Below are 17,801 nucleotides of genomic sequence, written 5' to 3'. Positions count from 1 at the left end.
GACGGTATCCAGCGTTACTACCCGCACCTGAAGTGCCCTTACTCACGCGCGATGCCCGCCACCTCCGCGATGACGTCGCCGTACCAGCGGAAGAGTTTCAAGGGCTCGGGCTGATCGTCTTGCAGCAGGTCCGACCAGCAATCCGCGACCGCGGCCCGGGCGGCCGTGCCGATCCACGGCTGCGGCAACAGTTGGGGCGGCAGCAGCGGATCCGGCTCCACGGCCCGGGTGAACTCCGCGGCCAGCTCGATCGCGAGGCTGAGCCGGGTCGCCCGGGCGGCGCCGCGCAACTCCTGCGTCGCTCGTTGCGCCGTCGCCAGGAGGCGACGATGACCCTCAGCGATGCGATCGAGCGGCCACAGGGCTTCGGCGAGTGCCCGGGCCTCGGTGACACCGCCGACCGTCAGGTCGGTCGTGGTGAGGATGGTGACGCGATCGGCCACGCCGAAACGGTCGGCCGCAGCCTGCACGTACGGCTCCCATTCGTTGGGTGAGAGGTACAGGCCGCCCTGCACGGGAGCACCGCCCAGGCGCAGGACGGCGTCGCGCATCGAGTCGCGGGCCGATCGCGCGGACTCGCCGATGGCGAAGGCCACCACATGCCAGCGGCCGTCCCAGTCGGCCTGCCCGCGGTCCTGGGCGTACATGAAGCGGACGAACTCCAGATCCGGCTCGATGGTGCTGCGCACCTCCGGCGTCGCCCGCAACACCGCCTTGCGCCCGCGGCCGTCCTGGACGAACTGTCCTTCGGCGACCAGACGTTTGATGCACAAGCGCACCTGCTGGTCGCTCATACCGAGGGTGTTGGCGACGTCGTACAGCTCGCCCGCGTCGACCGTGGCGTCCGCTCGCAGCATGCTCTCGACCAGGATGCGGGTCGGGACGGCCTGGTCGGTTTCAGTGCGTGCCTCAGGGCTCATCGGTACTCATGGTCCACCACGATCAGTGGCGGGGAACCGGTACGCCCGAGTTCTCGATCGAGGTCGGCGAAAAACCGGTCGCGGTCGATCACCGCCTCGGGCGGGTGCACGCCTGCCTGGCACACGGTGCCGTCGGCGATCTGGGACATGCCGAGCGCCAAGGGAATTCCGGTGGCGCGGGCCATATCCGTCAACAGCGGGTCGATGCCGGCCGCAGGATTGAGGTGGGCCAGCACGGCCCCGTCACGGCCCTGCCGGTGACCGAATGCGACGGCGAAGAAGGGTGGCAATGTGCCCGGGCCTTTGTTGGTCAGGGCACGCGGCAGCGACCGGATTACGCCGAGGAGATCGGGCCGGTCGACGCGGCGGGCCGCGGCCTCGTTGGTGAGCCTGCCACAGTCTATGTCGTGCCGCAGCACGTCGAGGTAGGCGAGCGCCGACGGACTGATCACCATGAGGTTGGCCGATTCTCCGGTGGGCTTGAGGGTGCGGTGCAGCGTGACGGGTTCGGGGTGACCGACGGTGTAGGCAGTGCCGCGACGTCCGCCCGGCAGTTCGAGCATCGTCGGACGCAGCGGCCGTTGTTCGGTCAGTGCGCCGGTCCGTACCGCCGTGATGGTGCCGCTGATCTGCTGCATCCAATGCACCGCGGCGGCGGTGGGTGATCCGTCGGGACCGACCAGTTGATCACGGTTCGCCTCATCACCGCCGGCCGTCACGTCGACCGGCCAGGCGGTGTACAGGTCGCGCACCGAGTCGAATGGCGCCGCTGCCGTGGCGGCGAGCAGGTTGCTCACACCAGGGCTCGCACCCATGCCGATGACGGCGGTCACGCCGGCCGTACGGGCCGATGCATCGAGTTCGAGCATCTGCAATGTCGGCTCCCAGTCGTCGCAGATGTCGAGATAATGGGTGCCGGTATCGATCGCGGCCCGCAACACCGTCAGACCGAATCGGTAATACGGGCCGACGGTGTTGAGCACCAGGTCGGCCTCGCCGAGCGCATCGAACAATCCTGCGCCGTCGGTGACATCGACCCGGCGAGCGCTGACGGGTACGGATGCGTCGGCCAATTCTCGGGCGAGGCCCTCGGCGGCCGCCAGATCACGGTCGGCGATGACGATGTGCTCGATACCGTCGCCGGACGCGGCGGTCCGTACGGCGGCGGCACCCATCGCTCCGGCGCCGCCAAGCGCGAGAACTCTCATGACACGGTCCTTTCGGGTTGGCCTGCTACGAATGTCCGCAGGGAATCGAGGTAGCCGGGCGCATACAGCGACCGCGGGGCGAAAACCGCCACCAGGAAGGACCGGATGCCTTGATCGTGGTCCAGCGGTGCCTTCGCCAGGCTGTGTGAGGCATCGGCGAATGTCTGGACCGTCAGTTGGTTCGGCGGCAGCTGCGCACGATAGACCCGCTCGGTTTCGGCCACGTCGACGTTGCGGTCGTCCCCACCGAGGATCAGCAGGACCGGGATCTTGAGCTGGGCCAGCCGGTTCGTCACGTCGGACGTGTAATTGGTGAGCGCGAACCGCCACCGGTCAGCGGACATCGGCGGATCGTCGATTCCGCTCGCGACGTACTGGTGGTAGTCGGCGTGGGCACGCAGCAGCCGAATGGATTCGGCCCGGCGCCGTAGCGCGACGGCGATTTCGCCTTCGCCCGCCCGCCGTGCCCGCAATTCGGCCAGCAGGTTGTATTCGCCTTGGCGCAGCCAGTTGATCGCCGGTCCGACCAGGATCATGAACTGCAACTCGGGGTGGTTCACGGCCACCTCGGGCAGCACCCAGCCGGCCTGGCTGATGCCCCACACCCCGATGCGGCGAGGATCGATGTCACCGCGGCCGCGCGCCCAGGTCAGCACGGCCTCGGTCTCGACGGCGCGGTCATGCATGCTCTGCTGCAGCCAATTACCCTGCGCCCCCTGCACACCGGGCTTGTTCCAGGAGACCGAGGCATAACCGGCCCGGGCGAACGACTCCCACAGCGGCCGGTAGAACGAGTCGCGGGACGCGTCGGCCGGGCCGTCGCCGTGCACGAAAACCACCAGCCCGTATGGCTTCTCGCCACCAGCGGGCACAGCCAGAATCGCGTCGAGCGGCTGCGCCGAGCCGGGCACCTGCACGCGCTCCTCGGTGATGTCGAAGTCGTTCTGATAGAGCACCACTCCGCCGAGCGCGGCCGCGACAAGGCAGCAGACGGCGATCACCCGGAGCCAGAGACGAGGCATAAATCTATCGTACACACGACGGTCGTTTATATTTCGATAGTTCTGCTGATCCAGGCTTACAGTGCCGCCGATCCTGTGCTTGGCTGAGACCGTGCCCATACCAACCGAACGGTTAGTCGATACAAATGGCGTGACGCTGAAGGTGCTGGAAGCGGGTGAGCGCGGAAATCCGGTGGTGGTGCTGACCCACGGGTTCCCCGAACTGGCCTATTCGTGGCGACACCAGATCCCGGCACTGGCGGCGGCCGGCTACCACGTCCTCGCCCCTGACCAACGCGGCTACGGCGGCTCGTCGCGGCCCGCGGCCATCGACGCCTACAACATCGTCGAGCTGACCGCCGACATCGCCGGATTGCTCGACGACGTCGGCGCCGAGCGCGCCATCCTCATCGGCCACGACTGGGGCTCGCCCGTCGCCACCAACTTTCCGTTGCTCTTCCCCGACCGGGTCGCCGCGGTCGCAGCGCTGAGTGTGCCGCCGGTGCCGCGGGCCTCGGGACCGCCGACCCAGATCTGGCGCCGGATGGCCGGCGACAACTTCTTCTACATCCTGTACTTCCAGGAACCCGGTGTGGCCGACGATGCGCTGGGCGCCGATGTCAGGGAATCGATGCGGCGGATGATGACGATGGAAGGTGTCAGTGCGCCACCGGACGAGCTGAGGGCGCGGCCGCTGCCCCCGCTGCCGGACTGGATCAGCGCCGACGAGTTCGAGCACTACGTGCAGGCGTTCACCGAGACCGGGTTCACCGGGCCGCTGAACTGGTATCGCAACTTCGACCGGAACTGGGAGCTGACCGAGAGCACTCCCGCGCCGACCATCACCGTGCCCACCCTGTTCCTGGCCGGCACCGCAGATCCGGTGCTGGGCTTCACCCCGCGCGACCGGGTGCGCGACGTGGTCACCGGCGACTACCGCGAAATCCTGATCGACGGCGCCGGCCACTGGGTACAGCAGGAGCGGCCCGACGAGGTGAATGCGGCACTGCTCGAATTCCTGGGAGGGCTCAAGTGAATCCATTGAATTTCGGCGTTTTCATCACGCCGTTCCATCCGGTCGGCCAATCACCCACCACCGCACTGCAATACGACATGGATCGAGTGGAGGCACTGGACCGGCTGGGCTATGACGAGGCCTGGTTCGGCGAACATCATTCGGGCGGCTACGAACTCATCGCCTGCCCGGAGGTGTTCATCGCCGCCGCGGCCGAACGGACCAGACACATCCGGCTGGGCACCGGTGTGGTGTCGCTGCCGTATCACCACCCGCTCATGGTGGCCGATCGGTGGGTGCTGCTCGACCACCTCACCCGCGGCCGGGTGATGTTCGGTACCGGACCGGGCGCGCTGCCCTCGGATGCCTACATGATGGGCATCGACCCGGTGGACCAGCGGCCGATGATGCAGGAGTCCCTCGAGGCGATCCTGGCCCTGTTCCGCGCCGCCCCCGACGAGCGGATCGACCGCAAGACCGACTGGTTCACCCTGCGCGACGCCGCACTGCACATCCGCCCCTACACCTGGCCGTATCCCGAGATCTCGACCGCGGCAATGGTTTCCCCGTCCGGACCGCGCTTGGCCGGGGCGTTGGGCACCTCGTTGCTGTCTCTGTCGATGTCGGTGCCCGGCGGCTACGCGGCGATCGAGACCACCTGGGACACCGTCCGTGATCAGGCCGCCAAATCCGGCCGGGAAGAACCGGACCGGCAGAACTGGCGAGTGCTGGGCGTCATCCACCTCGCCGACACGCGCGAACAGGCGATCGAGGACTGCACCTACGGCCTGCAGGATTTCGCCAACTACTTCGGCGCCGCCGGATTCGTGCCGCTGTCGGAGAAGACCGAGGACACCGGCTCCGCATACGAGTTCGTGGAAAACTATGCCTCCAAGGGCAATTGCTGCATCGGCACCACGGCCGACGCGATCGCATATATTCAGGATCTGCTGGACCGCTCCGGCGGATTCGGCACCCTGCTACTCCTGGGCCACGACTGGGCGTCACCGGCCGCCACCTTCCATTCCTATGAACTGTTCGCCCGCGAGGTGATCCCGCATTTCAAGGGGCAGCTCACCGCGGCTCGGGCCTCACACGAATGGGCCAAAGGCATGCGGGATCAACTGCTGGGCCGGGCCGGGCAGGCGATCGTCAACGCCATCACCGAAGCCACCGCCGAGAACTCCACCGAGGGAAAGGGCTGATGCGCGCCGCGGTCCTGCGCGAGGGACGCATGATCGTCCGCGACGACGTGCCCGAACCGGTGCCCGGTCCGGGGCAGGTTCTGGTGGAGGTGAAAGCCTGCGGGATCTGCGGGTCCGACCTGCATTTCGCCAGCCACGGTGCGGACATGCTGGCGGCCGGCGCCGATATGGAGGGCGTGCCCGACATGGACATCGACCTGGCCGGTGACGTCTACATGGGCCACGAGTTCAGCGCCGAGATCCTCGACGCCGGACCGGGAACCGAAGCCCCCGCCGCCGGGACCCTGGTGACCTCGGTCCCGGTGCTGATCTCGGCCGACGGGATCGCGCCGATCGTGTACAGCAACACCACCGTCGGCGGCTACGCCGAGAAGATGCTGCTCTCGGCTCCGTTGCTGCTGCCGGTGCCCAACGGGCTGAGTGCCGAGCACGCCGCGCTCACCGAACCGATGGCCGTCGGCCTGCACGCGGTCAACGCGTCGCGCATCGAACCGGGCGAGGCCGCACTCGTCGTGGGCTGCGGACCCGTCGGCATCGCCATCATCGCCGCCCTGAAACTACGTGGCGTGGAAACCATTGTGGCGTCGGACTTCTCGGCCATCCGGCGCGAACTGGCCGCGACCATGGGCGCCCACACCACACTGGATCCGGCCGCGGATTCTCCGTTCCATCAGTGCCAACCCGCGGTGGTGTTCGAGGCGGTCGGCGCCCCCGGGATCATCGACGACGTGCTGCGCTGTGCACCCGCTGGCGTCCGGTTGGTGGTGGCCGGGGTATGCATGCAACCCGACACCGTGCATCCGTTCTACGCGATCACCAAACAGATCAACATCCAGTTCGTCTTCGGCTACGACCCGGGCGAATTCGCGAACTCGCTGCGTGCGATCGCCGAGGGCGACATCGACGTGGCACCGATGATCACCGGGACCGTGGGCCTGGCCGGCGTGGCCTCCGCGTTCGACGAACTCGCCTCGCCGGATCGGCACTGCAAAGTCCTGGTGAGGCCGTGATGTCCCGGTAGGGTGCGGTCATGCCGATCGCTGGGAATGCGAAATTGCGGGTCCTCGGCGTTGCCGCGGCGGGATTGATCGCCGTCAGCGCCAGCGCGTGCGACACCACCTCCGGTCCCGCCGGGGGCGCGCCCGACGGCGCCCGCGAGGTGACCGTGGTCGGATCCGGCCAGGTCCAGGGCGTGCCGGACACCTTGACCGCCGATGTGGCCATGGAGTTCACCGCCCCGGACGTCTCGGGTGCGCTCAACCAGTCCAGCCAACGGCAGCAGGCCGTGATCGACGCGGTGGTCGGATCGGGTGTCGACCGCAAAGACATCAGCACCACGCAGGTCAGCGTGCAGCCGCAGTTCACCGACAACACCATCTCCGGCTACCGGGCCAGCAATGCCATCAAGGTCAAGATCCGCGACACCGCCAAGGCTTCGCAGACCCTGGCGTTGATCGCGAGCACCGGAGGCGACGCCACCCGCATCAACTCGGTCGACTACTCGATCGAAGACGACTCGGACCTGGTGCGCGACGCCCGCGCCCGCGCTTTCGACGATGCCAAGAACCGCGCCGAGCAGTACGCCGGGTTGTCCGGGCTGCACCTGGGCAAGGTGATCTCGATTTCCGAGCAGTCCGGCGGCTCGACCCCACCCCCGCCTACACCGATGCCGCGAGCGACGATGCAGGCCGTTCCATTGGAGCCCGGTCAGCAGACCGTGGACTTCTCGGTCACGGTGGTCTGGGAGCTGACCTAACCGCAGCGGGGTTCCCATTGACTTTGAAACCACGCACACCGCTACCCGCAAAAATCCGGCCTCAGCTCAAAGTCAACGACGAGACCGCGGCCGGCCTCAGCCCGCCGGCGCGATGTCGACGGGAATGCCGTTGAGCACCGCAGTGCCCGACAGCGGATCCAGATGTGTGCCGTCGTTGAGTTGGTTGACGTTCGCGCCGGGGCGGCTGGCCGCCAGCCGCTGCCCGGTGCCGTCGCGGTCATGGCCCCAGCCGTGGGGTAGCGAGACCACGCCGCGTCGCATGCCGTCGTTCACCTCGATCGGGGCCAGCAGTTCGCCGCCGGGTCCCTTGACCACCGCGATGTCGGTGAGCCCCAGATCGGCGGCATCGTCGGGATGGATCTGCAGCGTGCACTGGTTGGAGCCGCCCGACAGCGCAGGCAGGTTGTGCATCCAGCTGTTGTTGGACCGCAGGTGGCGCCGCCCGATCAGCAAGAACCCGCCGGCCGCGCGGTCGAGTGCGTCGCGCAGTCGTGCCACATCGGCGACGATAGGCTCGGGTGCGAGTTCGATTCGCCCGCTTGGGGTTCGCAGGATCTCGGGGATCCTCGGCTGCAGCGGTCCGAGGTCGATGCCATGTGGGTTGGACTTCAACCGCTCCATGGTGAGCCCGTCGGGCTTCGCGCCGAAGGCGTCGCCGTAGGGGCCCAGCCGCAGCATCAGGTCCAGGCGGCGTTCATAGCCGGGGCCGTCATACAGCATGGCGGTGAGCTCGTCGGCGTTGCGTCCCGCCACCGGCGAATCGGGGTTGGCGATCTCCTTGGCCAAGGTCGTCGCGATCACCTGGGCGTCGACGAGCGCGGGGTCACCGGCGGCTCCGACACCGTAGAGAATCAGCGCGAGCCGGGACAGGATCTCGGGTTCGTCGGGCCGTCCGTCCAGCGGCAGCGCCGGCGACGAGTACCGCGCGTTGTTGCGCACCGCGAGGTTGTTGAGTGCGACGTCGAAGTGCGCGCTGCGCGACGGCGGAGGCGGCGGCAGGATGACGTCGGCGTGCCGGGTGGTCTCGTTGAGGTACGGGTCGACAGAAAGCATGAAGTCGACGCGGTCGAGCGCCTTGTCCAGGCGGTCGCCGTCGGGTGCGGACAGCACCGGGTTACCGGCGATGGTGATCATCGCCTTGATCTGCCCCGCGCCGGCGGTGTCGATCTCCTCGGCGAGGGCGGCCGCAGGCAGCTCGGAGAGCACTTCGGGATAGCCCGAGACTCGGCTGGCCCACCGCCCGGTCCTGAAGCCGCGTCCAGGTTTCGGCGGGCGCGGTGCGGGTGCGGCGGCTCCGAGTGCGAACATCGCCCCGCCGGGGCGATCGAGGTTGCCGGTGAGCACATTGATCACATCGACCAGCCAGCTACCGACGGTCCCGAACTCGACCGTCGACGTTCCGATCCGGCCGTAGACGGCGGCGGTGGGGGCCGCAGCGAGTTCGCGGGCCAGTTCCCGGATCTCGTCGGCATCCACGCCGCATGCCGCCTCTACCGCTGCGGGTGAGAACTCGTCGGCCAGGGTGCGGACATCCTCGACACCGGTGACGTGCTCACCGAGCCGCCCGAGGTCGACCAGTTCCTCCTCGAACAGCACATGCACCAGCGCGAACAGCAGTGCCGCGTCGGTGCCGGGCCGCGGTGCGAGGTGCCGGTCGGCGAGTTTGGCCGTCTGGGTGCGGGCCGGGTCGATGACGACGAGCTTGCCGCCGCGTTTACGCAACGCGCGCAGCTTGCCTCCGAAGTCGGCGGCGGTGGCCAGGCTGCCGTTGGACACCATCGGATTGGCGCCGATGATCACCAGGTAGTCGGTGCGGTCGAGGTCGGGCACGGTGAACGCGACCGGGCTGCCGAACATCAGGCCCAGCGCGACGTGCTTGGGCATCTGGTCCAGCGTGCTGGCGCTGAACACCTGACGGGTGCCCAGGCCCTTGACGATCAGCGGCGCGTACAGGCTGCCGGCGATGGTATGGGCATTCGGGTTGCCGAGATACACCCCGACCGAGGCGCCGCCGTGCTCGGCGATCACCGCGCCGAGGCGCTCGGTGATGACGGCGTAGGCCTCGTCCCAGGTGGCCTCGCTCAGCACGCCGTCTCGCCGGATCAGGGGCTGTGACAGCCGGTCGGGATCGTTGTCGAGTTCGCCGAAGCTGGCCCCTTTGGGGCAGATGAATCCCGCGCTGAACACGTCGTCGTGGTCGCCGCGTGCGCCGGTCACCCGACCGTCGGAGATCGTGAGCGTCAGGCCGCAGGTAGCCTCGCAGAAGGGGCAGATCCGAAGGGCCGTGCAGGTATCAGCCATGCCTCAAGATTCTGCGCCGGACACCCGCCTTTTGTAAGCCTCCGGCTCAGGGCATTTCGTACACCTTCGGTTCGAGGGTGCCGATGTAGGGCAGGTCGCGGTAGCGCTCGGCGAAGTCCAGACCGTAGCCGACGACGAACTCGTTGGGAATGTCGAAACCGACGTAGGCGACGTCGAGTTCGGTCTTGACGGCCTCGGGCTTGCGCAGCAGCGTGCAGACCCGCAGCGAACGCGGGTGGCGGGTGGCCAGGTTGCGCAGCAACCAGGACAGGGTGAGCCCCGAGTCGATGATGTCCTCGACGATCAGCACGTCGCGGTCGTTGATGTCGCGGTCGAGGTCTTTGAGGATGCGCACCACACCCGAGGACGAGGTGGACGAGCCGTACGAGCTGACCGCCATGAACTCCAGCTGCGTGGGCAGCGGGATGGTGCGCGCCAGATCGGTGACGAACATGACCGCGCCCTTGAGCACGGTCACCAACAGCAGGTCGTCGTTACCCAGATTGTCTCGATACTCTTCGGCGATCATCTCGGCGAGTTCGACGGTGCGGGTCCGGATCTGCTCCTCGGACAACAGCACCGATTTGATGTCTCCCGCGTACAGCTCGGCAGAGTCGACAGCCACACCGAACAGCGTGCCACGGGAGGCGGCCGCATTCCAACGCGGATCGCTAGACCGGTTCGGTGTGCATCGTCAGCACTCCGCCGCGCCGTACCGCGAACAACCGCTGTTTGCGCAGCCCGGACGCGACGGCCACACCGCCCTGCCCGCGCCAAGCCGTCACCAGCCGATCCACCCCGCGGATCTGGATGTCGGTCAGATCACATGCGCCGCCGGCCAGCAACCAGGCCCGGACCACCCGGCGCCGCAACGCATCGGGCAACGGGGCCAACCGAGCGGTGTCCAGACAACTGGCCTCGGTACGCGCCCCGGCCAACGCTTCGGCGGCCATCGCGTCGAGCGTGTCGACGTCCTCGCGCAGCGCGGTCGCGGTGCGCGCCAGCGCCTCGGCCACCCCGCCGCCGAGCACGTCCTCCAAAACCGGCAGCACTTCCTGCCGCAGCCGAACCCGGGTGAACCGGCGGTCGGCATTGTGTGGGTCCTGCCACGGGTGGAGGCCGAGTTCGTCGCAGACCGCGTGTGTCAGCGCACGACGCACACCCAGCAGAGGCCGGTGCCACGGCGGGTCGTGAGGACGCATCCCCGCGATCGAGCGGGCGCCCGATCCGCGGCCGAGTCCCAGCAGCACCGTCTCGGCCTGGTCGTCGAGCGTATGGCCGAGCAGTACCGGCGCGCCGTCGCGGGCCGAATCGAGTGCCTGGTAGCGGGCCTGACGTGCCGCCGCCTCCGGACCACCGGCGCGACCCACCTCAACCGAAAGAACCTGCGCCCCAACGCATCCAAATTCCAGAGCCTGCCGGCGCGCCGCATCGGCGATGGTATCCGATCCGGCTTGCAGCCGATGGTCGACGATCAGTGCGGTGGTGGGCCGCAGCGCCGCCGCGACCGCGGTAAGCGCCACCGAGTCCGGGCCACCCGAGAGCGCCACACACCAGCTCTCACCGTCGATCCGCTCCCCCGCGACCGCCACTGCTTGCCGCAGCGCGGCTACAGCACCCGTTCGATCCATCGTTGCGGTTCGTCGATCTCGTCGGGTTGCGGCAGGGTGTCGGGGCTCGTCCAGATCGTGTTGAACCGGGCCATCCCGACCCTCGACACCACCTGGTCGACGAACGCCTTGCCCCGGGTGTACTGGCTGATCTTGGCGTCGAAGCCCAGCAGCGCGCGGACCACGCGCTGCAGTGGGGGTTGCTTGCGCTGCCTGCGTTCATCGAAGCGACGCCGGATGGTCGAGACCGTGGGAACCACCGCCGGGCCGACGGCATCCATCACATGATCGGCATGCCCTTCCAGCAGGGTGCCCAGCACCAACAGCTGGTCGAGCGCGCGGCGCTGCGGCTCGGCCTGAACGGCGCGCATCAGCCCAAGCACACCGGACGCGTTCGGGTCGGGCGTGGACCCGTTGCGCTGGTTGCGGACGAACTCGGCGAGCCGGCCCACCATCTCGTTGACATCGTCGCCGGCGTCCTGCGTAAGCACGGCCAGCGCCTGCGACATGTGGTCGGTCAGCCAGGGGTTGGCCCGGAACTGCACCCGGTGGGTGACCTCGTGCAGGCACACCCAGAGCCGGAAATCGGCTGGGGGGACCCGCAACTGACGTTCCACCGCGATCACGTTCGGATACACCAGCAACAGCTCGCCGCCGTCGGGACCGAACGGATCGTACTGGCCGAGAATGCCCGAGGAGATGAAGGCCAGCACCGCGCCGGTTTGCGCGCCGGTCACCTTGCCGGTGATGAATCCCGGCTTCTGCGTATCACTTTCGTCGCCAGGGTGGGCGCCGGTGGTCATCACCCGCATCGATCGGGTGGCCGCGCGGATCCAGGCCGGCCGGTCCACCACCCGGGCGTCGGGCACCACGGCGCCCTCGATCAGGCCCGTCAGCTCCCGGACGGGCAGCTCGGCAGCCTTGGAACTCTCCGACAGCTGCTCGATCACCTGGTCGCGGGTGTAGTCGGTGGACAGCGGGGCCGGCCGGGCCAGCTTCATCCCGACCGTCGCGGCGAAATCCCAGTCGACGGCGCGGCCCGCGGTGACGGCGACCCGCTCGCTCACGTGCCACATCCGCACGACCGCAGCACCGCGGCCAGCGCATCGATCGCGGTGCGCCCGGTGGGCCCGGCGTCGTTGGAGATCAGCGCAAATGTCAGCACCCGCCCGCTGTCGTCGGTGACGATCCCGGCCAGGGCATTGGTGCCGGTCAGCGATCCGGTCTTGGCCCGCAGCCAGCCCGCGGCGTCACGCCCGGAATCGGTGTCGAGGTACCGGTTGGACAACGTGCCGCTGCCGCCGGCGATGGGCAGCAGATCCACCAGCGGACGGACGGCCGGTTCGGTGTTGCCCGCCGCGATGTTGACCACATCGTCGAGGATCCGCGCGGTCAACCGGTCTTCGGTCGACAGGCCGCTGGAATCCACCAGCCTGGCGGCCGACACGTCGATGCCGATGCCCTTCAGTTGGCTCAGCACCGCGTCGACTCCGCCGTCGAAGCTCTGCGACCGGTTCAGTTGGGCGGCAACCTCACGGGCGATCGACTCGGCCATCACGTTGTCGGACTCGTTCATCATCTGGCGCAACCGCTCGATCAGCGGCGCGGACTGCACCGCGGCGATCTGCCTGGCGCCCGGGACCGCGCTGGCCAGCACCGTCACCGACGCGGGATCCACCTGGAGCGCGGTGGCCAGCGCGCGGCCCGCATCGAGGGCCGGCGTGGTCGACCGCCTGGATTCCACCGTCGTCGGCTGGATCCGCCCGCCGTCGAGCATCACCGGTTCCATCGGTGCGATGTCACCGCCTTCGATGTCGGCCGGATCCCAGCCCGGCGCCATCGCCGGACCGCTGTAGGCGCTGGTGTCGACCCGGACCGCGGTGACGGTCATGCCGGTGTTGCGCACCTGCTCGGCCAGGTCACTGATCCGGGCCGCACCCTTGTACCAGGTGTCGGTGTCCTCAGGCGCCGCCGAGAGCGTGGTGTCGCCGCCGCCCTTGAGCACCACCAGACCGGGCTGCGAATCGACGGCCAGGACCGTGGTGGCCAACCGGGCATTGCGGTCGAGCGTGAGCAGAGCGGCCGCGGTGGTCAGCACCTTGTTGACCGAGGCCGGCTGCATCGGCACCCCGGAATTCTGTTCCCAGAGTTCGGCGCCGGTTTCGGCGTCGGTGATCCGGCCGGTCACCTCGCCGAGGTCTGGATTGGCCAGGGCCGGCGCCAACGCGGACGCCAGGCCACTCACGGTCGGCGTCGGCGCGGACATGTCCACCGGGACAACCCCCGGGCTGGCGGTCGCCGGCGGGGGTGCGGGCGGGGCCGCCTCGGCGTCGCTGGACCGGTGCCCGGTGAACACGGCAGCAACCGCGACGACGGCGGCGACCAGCACCAGGACCACGACGCCAACCGCCACATGGGTGGACTGCCGCCACCGTGTGGGCCGCATATTTCTCCTGCTCTGCCGGTGGTGGGGACGAGCCACCCGTTTAGGCCAGACTAACGCTCCATTAGGGTTGACCCGCGTCGTCGCCCGACGACCCAAGACCGACCGCACATGCGAAGGAGCCACGACGGTGAAGTTCGACGTCGTCATCGAGATCCCGAAGGGTTCGCGCAACAAGTACGAGGTTGACCACGAGACCGGCCGGGTCAAGCTCGACCGCTACCTCTACACCCCGATGGGCTACCCCGCCGATTACGGCTTCTTCGAGGACACCCTCGGCGAGGACGGCGACCCGCTGGATGCGCTGGTCCTGCTGCCCGAGTCGGTGTTCCCCGGTTGCACCGTCGAGGCCCGCCCGGTCGCCATGTTCAAGATGACCGACGAGGCCGGCGGCGACGACAAGTTGCTGTGTGTGCCTGCCGGTGACCCGCGCTGGGACCACATCCAGGACCTCGGTGACGTGTCACAGTTCGAACTCGACGCGATCAAGCACTTCTTCGTGCACTACAAGGACCTGGAGCCGGGCAAGTTCGTCAAGACCGCCGACTGGGTGGGACGCGAAGAGGCCGAGGCCGAGTTGCAGCGTTCGGTCGAGCGGTTCAAGAGCTCAGATCACTGATTTTGCCTACCTGTAACAGGGGGTAACGCGGGCGTCCCATGCGCCTTCCATGATTGACCAGGTGTTGATGCATCAGGGCATGGGACTTGAGGCGTACAACGCATTGCCCACGCGCCGTGCGGTGCACGCTGTGTACGAATGCTGCTACAGCGTGGTGCTGGCGACCGACCTGGCCGGCGGGCGCCCGTTCGCCGACCACAACTCACTGTTCCGGCAGGCAGACGCCCTGTTGTTCAGCCTCGGTGAGGATTCCATCGACCGCGTGCTGCAGGCCTATCCGCATATCGGCAGGCGTCCGCGCAGCCCGAAGTCGGTGTGCGAGCAGTGCTCGGTCTGGGACGACGACCCGGCCGTGATGGCTGCGCTCAACACCGAGGTGCAGCACTACACCCAGCGCTTCGGGTTCGGCTTCGTGATGTTCGTCGAGAACTGCTGCGCACAACGAGCCCTGGCCGGGATCACCGACCGGCTGCACAACGACCTCGACACCGAACGCAAGGTGGTCCGCAACGAACTGGCCCGCATCAACCGGGCCCGGCTCGAACGCATGCTCGGCCCCGAGGGCGGCTACGACAACTGGTGAGTGAGCGGCTCACCGCGGTCGAGCCTGCCGATGTTGGCGGCGATCTCCTCGGCTCGCCCGCCGAACGTGTCGGTGGTGACGCCCGACGAATGCGGTGTCATCAAGACGTTGGCCAGTTCGCCGAACGGCAGCTCACTCGGCACCCCTTGGCCGCCCGGACCGGGATAGCGGTACCAGACGTCGATTGCGGCAGCCCGGATCCGGCCCTCCAAAAGCGCGTCGTAGAGCGGGCGCTCGGCCACCAGGGGCCCGCGCGCGACATTGACCAGCACGCCGTCAGAGCCCAGTGCTCGAAGCTCCTCGGCGCCGATCATCCCCTCGGTCTGTGCGGTGAGCGGCGCCGACACCACGACCACATCGGACTCCGTCATGAGCCGGTTCAGCGCGGCCGTGTCGCCCGCCCAAGACAGGCCGTTCGCCACGGCGTCGACCCGCCCCGATCCGGTCACCGCGGCCCCGGTCGAGCCGAGGCTCCGGAACAATTCCCAGACGCGTCGGCCGATGTGGCCGAACCCGACCAGACCGACACGGGCCGCACCGATGGCAGGCAACTGCGGCAGGTCGGAGTCGTAGACCGAGCTGGCCCATATCCCTCGGCGCAGTGCCCTGTCCTGCGCCAGGAAGTCGCGGCGCAGCAACACCGCAGCCGCGAGCACATACTCCGCGATGGACCGTTCATGGTGGAAGGTGTTGGCCACCAATGTCTCTGGCTGCAACGCGGAGAAGTCGATCTTGTCGGTGCCGGCCCCCGCGACGTGCACGAGGCGCAGTTTCTCGGCCGCGGCCGCCATCTCGGCGGTGAACCGGCCGCCCACGAACACGTCGGCGTCCCGCAGGTCATCGATGCTGCCGTTCCAGATCACCTCGGCCCCCGGCGGCAGCGCGGCTTCGAAGCGCTCGCGGTGAGCCAGCAGGTTGGGTTCCATGACGACGATCAACATGTCAATCCCGCTGCAGCGCAGGTCGCTTGCTGTCGAACTTCCAACCGGGGATCAGGTACTGCATGGCCACCGCGTCGTCCCGGGCGCCCAGCCCCTTGGCCAGGTACAGCTCGTGCGCCGCGGCGACCCGCTCTTCATCGAGCTCGACACCCAGCCCCGGCGCTTCAGGCACATCGAGATAGCCGTCGACAATTCGGTAGGGCGCCTTGGTGATCCGCTGACCGTCCTGCCAGATCCAATGGGTATCGATGGCCGTGATGTCGCCCGGCGCGGCCGCCGCCACGTGGGTGAACAAGGCCAGGGAAACGTCGAAGTGGTTGTTGGAGTGCGACCCCCACGTCAAACCCCAGGCATCGCAGAGCTGAGCGACCCGGACCGAGCCGCTCATGGTCCAGAAGTGCGGATCGGCCAGGGGGATGTCGACGGCGCCGGCCCGGATCGCATGCCCCATCTCCCGCCAGTCGGTGGCGATCATGTTGGTCGCTGTCGGGAGTCCGGTGGCCCGTTTGAACTCCGCCATCACCTCACGCCCGGAGAACGTGCCTTCGGGTCCGACCGGATCCTCGGCATAGGCCAGCACGTCGGTGAGCTGACGGCAGGTGTCGATGGCGTCGGCCAGCAGCCAGCCGCCGTTGGGGTCCAACGTTATCCGTGCATCGGGGAACTGTTCGGCCAGCGCGGTGACCGCCTTGGCCTCGTCGGCCGCGGGCAACACGCCGCCCTTGAGTTTGAAGTCGCGGAAGCCGTAGCGGGCGCGGGCAGCTTCGGCGAGCCGGACCACACCCTCGGGCGAAAGCGCCTCGTCGTGGCGGATGCGCTGCCATTCATCGGCGCCGTCCGGCTCATCGGCCGCGGACTGGTACTCCAGGTCGGTACGGTTGCGATCGCCCACGAAGAACAGATAGCCCAATGCCTGAACGCGCTTGCGCTGCTGGCCGTCGCCCAGCAGCGCAGCGACCGGCACGCCCAGGTGCTTGCCCAGCAGGTCCAGCAGCGCCGACTCCACGGCGGTGACGGCGTGCACCATGACCCGCAGATCGAAGGTCTGCGCGCCCCGGCCTGCGCTGTCGCGGCCGGCGAACTCGCGGCGGATGCTCGCCAAGATGGCGTGATACCCGCCCAGGGACCGGCCGACCACCAGCGGCCTGGCATCGTCGAGGGTCCGCCGGATCGCCTCACCGCCCGGCACCTCCCCGACCCCGGTGTTGCCGTCGGAATCCCTGAGTATCAACAGGTTTCTGGTGAAGAACGGTCCGTGCGCGCCGCTGAGGTTGAGCAGCATGCTGTCGTGTCCCGCGATCGGGATCACGGTCAACTCGGTCACCACAGGCGTCGTGTTGCGTGCACTCATCGGTACTCCAATCTCGTGGGCAAACTCAGGCGAACCATTTGTCTCCGTTGGCAAGGGGGCGGACGACCCGGGACACCTTGTCGCACAACATGCGTAGCGCCTCGACGATCTCGCGTTCTCGCTCCGGATTCAGTCTCGACAGCGGGACCGATGCGCTGATCGCATCCTGGGCGGGATGCCGGTAGCGCAGCGTCACCGCGAAGCACCTGATTCCCGAGGTGTTCTCCTCGTCATCGGTGGCATAGCCCCGAACCCGGACCTCGTCGAGGGCGGCTTCCAGACCTGCCCGGTCGGTGAGCGTCCGGTGGGTCAGCGGTGTCAGCGTGTCCGGGATGTGCGAATCGAGTTCGGCGCCGTGCCGCTCGGCGAGCAGTGCCTTGCCGAGTGCGGTGGCGTAGGCCGGCAACCGGCGGCCCACCTTGTTGTGGGTTCGCACGTACTGGCGGGACTCGCGGGTGACCAGGTACACGATGTCGTGGCCGTCGAGGCGGGCGAGGTGGAAAGTCTCGTCGAGCTGGCCACGCAGGTCTTCGAGGAAGGGCGCGATCATCGGCAGGTACGGGTCGGCATCGAGGTAGCTGGTGCCCACCAGCAGCGCCCGCATGCCGATGCTGTACTGCGTGCCCGCATCGTCGGACCGCACCCAGCCCTGGGCCACCAGAGTCCGCAGCAGGGCATGGGCCGAGCTGCGCGGCATCTCAAGTGCGGCGCAGATTTCCCGGATGCGAGTGGGCTCGTCAGGGCGCGCCGCCAGGAACTCCAGCAGCTCGACCGTGCGCACGGCCGATTTGACCTTGCGTACCGAAACACTGTCATCGCCGGTCAAT

Annotated in this window: 17 protein-coding genes; 6 read left to right on the top strand and 11 right to left on the bottom strand. The window is 68.3% G+C overall.

The features are described 5' to 3' along the window. Window positions 1-38 precede the first annotated feature (38 nt). The 3 genes from E0T84_RS01725 to E0T84_RS01715 are packed head-to-tail and all read right to left on the bottom strand — an operon-like array spanning window position 39 to window position 3,150. The gene (locus tag E0T84_RS01725; protein WP_138743579.1) at window positions 39-920 is read right to left on the bottom strand and encodes a PaaX family transcriptional regulator C-terminal domain-containing protein; all 882 of its coding nucleotides are present in this window, start codon (window positions 918-920) and stop codon (window positions 39-41) included. Beyond that, the gene (locus tag E0T84_RS01720; RefSeq protein WP_138743578.1) at window positions 917-2,128 is read right to left on the bottom strand and encodes a saccharopine dehydrogenase family protein; all 1,212 of its coding nucleotides are present in this window, start codon (window positions 2,126-2,128) and stop codon (window positions 917-919) included. Before E0T84_RS01720 ends, E0T84_RS01725 begins: the two co-directional genes overlap by 4 nt. Beyond that, window positions 2,125-3,150 (bottom strand): S9 family peptidase, encoded by a 1,026-nt coding sequence (locus E0T84_RS01715; protein WP_138743577.1) that lies wholly within the window; start codon window positions 3,148-3,150, stop codon window positions 2,125-2,127. Before E0T84_RS01715 ends, E0T84_RS01720 begins: the two co-directional genes overlap by 4 nt. 91 nt (window positions 3,151-3,241) lie before the next feature. Between E0T84_RS01715 and E0T84_RS01710 the strand changes: the two genes are divergently transcribed. Genes E0T84_RS01710 through E0T84_RS01695 form a run of 4 tightly spaced genes read left to right on the top strand, consistent with a single transcriptional unit; the run spans window position 3,242 to window position 7,105 of the window. Continuing rightward, on the top strand, window positions 3,242-4,165 hold the full coding sequence (locus E0T84_RS01710) for an alpha/beta fold hydrolase (protein ID WP_171054850.1): 924 nt from the start codon (window positions 3,242-3,244) through the stop codon (window positions 4,163-4,165). Then, the gene (locus tag E0T84_RS01705) at window positions 4,162-5,349 is read left to right on the top strand and encodes an LLM class flavin-dependent oxidoreductase (protein ID WP_138743576.1); all 1,188 of its coding nucleotides are present in this window, start codon (window positions 4,162-4,164) and stop codon (window positions 5,347-5,349) included. Before E0T84_RS01710 ends, E0T84_RS01705 begins: the two co-directional genes overlap by 4 nt. Beyond that, window positions 5,349-6,359 (top strand): zinc-binding dehydrogenase, encoded by a 1,011-nt coding sequence (locus E0T84_RS01700; RefSeq protein WP_138743575.1) that lies wholly within the window; start codon window positions 5,349-5,351, stop codon window positions 6,357-6,359. Before E0T84_RS01705 ends, E0T84_RS01700 begins: the two co-directional genes overlap by 1 nt. Window positions 6,360-6,379: 20 nt before the next feature. Next, a complete protein-coding gene (locus E0T84_RS01695; protein ID WP_138743574.1) occupies window positions 6,380-7,105 on the top strand; it encodes an SIMPL domain-containing protein in 726 nt (241 codons plus the stop codon). A gap of 96 nt (window positions 7,106-7,201) precedes the next feature. Here E0T84_RS01695 and E0T84_RS01690 read toward each other — a convergent pair whose 3' ends face one another. The 5 genes from E0T84_RS01690 to dacB are packed head-to-tail and all read right to left on the bottom strand — an operon-like array spanning window position 7,202 to window position 13,483. Then, the gene (locus E0T84_RS01690; RefSeq protein WP_138743573.1) at window positions 7,202-9,427 is read right to left on the bottom strand and encodes a molybdopterin-dependent oxidoreductase; all 2,226 of its coding nucleotides are present in this window, start codon (window positions 9,425-9,427) and stop codon (window positions 7,202-7,204) included. Window positions 9,428-9,473: 46 nt separating this feature from the next. Next, a complete protein-coding gene (hpt, locus tag E0T84_RS01685) occupies window positions 9,474-10,061 on the bottom strand; it encodes a hypoxanthine phosphoribosyltransferase (protein WP_371725682.1) in 588 nt (195 codons plus the stop codon). 37 nt (window positions 10,062-10,098) lie between these two features. Next, on the bottom strand, window positions 10,099-11,058 hold the full coding sequence (tilS, locus tag E0T84_RS01680) for a tRNA lysidine(34) synthetase TilS (protein WP_138743572.1): 960 nt from the start codon (window positions 11,056-11,058) through the stop codon (window positions 10,099-10,101). Beyond that, entirely contained in the window at window positions 11,037-12,113 is a 1,077-nt protein-coding gene (locus tag E0T84_RS01675) for a zinc-dependent metalloprotease (protein WP_138743571.1), read from the bottom strand. Before E0T84_RS01675 ends, tilS begins: the two co-directional genes overlap by 22 nt. Beyond that, window positions 12,101-13,483: a D-alanyl-D-alanine carboxypeptidase/D-alanyl-D-alanine-endopeptidase gene (gene dacB / locus E0T84_RS01670; RefSeq protein WP_138743570.1), complete on the bottom strand. Its 1,383-nt coding sequence runs from the start codon at window positions 13,481-13,483 to the stop codon at window positions 12,101-12,103. Before dacB ends, E0T84_RS01675 begins: the two co-directional genes overlap by 13 nt. 127 nt (window positions 13,484-13,610) lie before the next feature. Between dacB and E0T84_RS01665 the strand changes: the two genes are divergently transcribed. After that, window positions 13,611-14,099 (top strand): inorganic diphosphatase, encoded by a 489-nt coding sequence (locus E0T84_RS01665; RefSeq protein ID WP_070943865.1) that lies wholly within the window; start codon window positions 13,611-13,613, stop codon window positions 14,097-14,099. A gap of 67 nt (window positions 14,100-14,166) precedes the next feature. Then, on the top strand, window positions 14,167-14,682 hold the full coding sequence (locus E0T84_RS01660; RefSeq protein WP_171054873.1) for a 2-oxo-4-hydroxy-4-carboxy-5-ureidoimidazoline decarboxylase: 516 nt from the start codon (window positions 14,167-14,169) through the stop codon (window positions 14,680-14,682). On the opposite strand, the gene E0T84_RS01655 is transcribed toward E0T84_RS01660, so the two are convergent. From E0T84_RS01655 to E0T84_RS01645, 3 genes are read right to left on the bottom strand one after another with little or no spacing between them, the layout of a single operon-like run. Next, window positions 14,667-15,623 (bottom strand): 2-hydroxyacid dehydrogenase, encoded by a 957-nt coding sequence (locus E0T84_RS01655; RefSeq protein ID WP_138743568.1) that lies wholly within the window; start codon window positions 15,621-15,623, stop codon window positions 14,667-14,669. The two genes, E0T84_RS01660 and E0T84_RS01655, sit on opposite strands and share 16 nt — an antisense overlap. 1 nt (window position 15,624) lies before the next feature. Then, window positions 15,625-16,974, bottom strand: coding sequence for an enolase C-terminal domain-like protein (locus E0T84_RS01650; protein WP_138743567.1), 1,350 nt, complete (start codon window positions 16,972-16,974; stop codon window positions 15,625-15,627). Window positions 16,975-16,999: 25 nt separating this feature from the next. Then, window positions 17,000-17,800: an IclR family transcriptional regulator gene (locus tag E0T84_RS01645; RefSeq protein WP_138743566.1), complete on the bottom strand. Its 801-nt coding sequence runs from the start codon at window positions 17,798-17,800 to the stop codon at window positions 17,000-17,002. Window position 17,801: the final 1 nt, after the last annotated feature.

Origin of the sequence: Mycobacterium sp. DBP42, from assembly GCF_005924235.1 — a bacterium.
Taxonomy (GTDB): domain Bacteria; phylum Actinomycetota; class Actinomycetes; order Mycobacteriales; family Mycobacteriaceae; genus Mycobacterium; species Mycobacterium syngnathidarum.
The sequence above is the reverse complement of the archived record's forward strand: the minus strand, read 5'-3'. Positions and strand labels throughout refer to the sequence as shown.